Source organism: Streptomyces aureus, assembly GCF_001418135.1.
Taxonomy (GTDB): Bacteria; Actinomycetota; Actinomycetes; order Streptomycetales; family Streptomycetaceae; genus Streptomyces; species Streptomyces aureus_A.
In genome coordinates, this window is the sequence record NZ_LIPQ01000152.1 from 1 (window position 1) to 1,843 (window position 1,843).

The window sequence follows — 1,843 nt, forward strand, 5'->3', positions numbered from 1 at the left end:
GCCCTGCCTGCCCTGCGTGCCCGGCCTGGCCCGGTCGCCGCGACCGCCCCGCCGCCGCCTCGGCGTACGCGCGGACCAGGGGGCGGGTGTCGTCCGCGCGGTGGGCGAGGGCGAGGTGGCTGGGGCCGACGCCGTCCACGGGACGGGTGACGACGCCGTCGCGGGCGAGGAGCGGGGCGTTGCCGGCCGCGACCAGGCAGATGCCGAGGCCGCCGACGAGGGCCTCGTACGTCTCGTCGGCGCTGCCGATCTCCGCGCCGACGACCGGCGGGCGGCCGCCCCGGGAGTCCAGCGCCAGCCAGTGGTCCCGCAGTTCGGGGCCGGTGGCGGGCAGGGCGAGGAACGGTTCGTCGAGGAGGTCCGCGAAGTCGAGGCGTTCACGGGCGGCCAGCGGGTGGGTCTCCGGGAGGGCGACGAGCCGGGGTTCGGCGGCCACGACGACCCAGCGGAAGCGTTCCGCCGCGGGCAGCGGAAGCCAGACGAACGCCACATCGCTCGCGCCGTCGGCGAGTCCGGCCGTCGGGTCCTCCCACCCCACCTGGCGCAGCCTGAGCACGGCCTCCGGGTGGGCCTCGGTGAACCGCGAGCGGATCGCGGGCAGCAGCCCGCCGCGACCGGGGCTGGTGGACATGCCGACGACGAGCGTGGACCGCTCGGCGGCGCGGGCCCGCCGCACGGCCCCGTCCGCCTCCGCCCAGGCGGCGAGCACGGCGCGGGCGTGCGGCAGCAGGGCCGTACCGACGGCGGTGAGGCGGACGCCGTGCCGGTCGCGGTCGAAGAGGGGCGCGCCGAGCTGCCGCTCCAGGGCCCTGATCTGCTTGCTGAGCGCGGGCTGGGAGACGTACAGCCGCTCGGCGGCGCGGGTGAAGTGCAGCTCCTCGGCGACGGCGATGAAGTACCTCAGGTCCCGCCCGTGCACGTCCATGGTCATGACCATGAGCTATCACAACAGATCTTGGACCGACAACGGCCTTGTGACACACGCTGGTTGAGTCGTGGAAGCGATGACGAGAACCAGGAAGAGGGATCCCCATGAGCAAGGTCTGGCTGATCACGGGCGCCAACAGCGGTTTCGGACGCGCCTTCGCCGAGGCGGCGATCGCGGCCGGCGACATCGTGGTCGCCGCGGCCCGCCGCACCGAGACCCTGGACGACCTGGTCGCGGCCCACCCCGACCAGGTCGACCCGGTCGCACTCGACGTCACCGACACCGCCGCGGTCGGCACCGTCGTCGCGGAGGTCGCCGAGCGCCACGGCCGCATCGACGTCCTCGTCAACAACGCGGGCCGCACGCACGTCGGTTCGGTCGAGGAGACCTCCGACGCCGAGCTGCGCTCCCTGTTCGACGTCCACGTCTTCGGCCCGGCGGCGCTGACCCGCGCGGTCCTGCCCCACATGCGGGCCCGCCGCTCGGGCGCGATCGTGCAGCTCAGCAGCGTCGGCGGCCAGATGTCGATGGCCGGCTTCGGCGCCTACAGCGCGACGAAGTTCGCCCTGGAGGGCCTGTCGGAGGCGCTCGCGGCGGAGGTACGGCCGCTGGGCATCGACGTCCTGATCGTCGAACCGGGCGCCTTCCGTACGAGCCTCTTCGGCAACCACAGCCTGAGCGGCGACGGCATCGCGGACTACACGGACACGGTGGGCGCGACCCGCNNCCGCGGCGGTGCTGGCCGCGCTGAACGCCGACGAGACGCCGCTGCGGCTCGCCCTGGGGGACGACTCGATCGACACGATCCTGGGGCACCTCGACCTGGTGCGGGACGACCTCAGGACCTGGGAGAAGGTCGGCCGCGCGACGAAGCTGGACGGCCTGAGGTAACCCGGTTGTGGGCAACTGTTCCGC

The 1,843-nt window shown here is 74.2% G+C and carries 2 protein-coding genes and 1 pseudogene; 2 read left to right on the forward strand and 1 reads right to left on the reverse strand.

What is annotated here, in order from left to right; all coding sequences use genetic code 11:
• The coding region (locus AOK00_RS14515) for a LysR family transcriptional regulator (RefSeq protein ID WP_107097389.1) at window positions 1–931 on the reverse strand (931 nt) is incomplete at its 3' end.
• Window positions 932–1,032: 101 nt separating this feature from the next.
• Here AOK00_RS14515 and AOK00_RS14520 point away from each other — a divergent pair.
• Window positions 1,033–1,653: SDR family NAD(P)-dependent oxidoreductase (locus AOK00_RS14520; protein ID WP_254047368.1), on the forward strand; the 621-nt coding region annotated here is incomplete at its 3' end.
• A gap of 2 nt (window positions 1,654–1,655) precedes the next feature.
• A pseudogene (locus tag AOK00_RS40305) lies at window positions 1,656–1,819 on the forward strand (short-chain dehydrogenase/reductase); the annotation flags it as partial.
• Window positions 1,820–1,843: the final 24 nt, after the last annotated feature.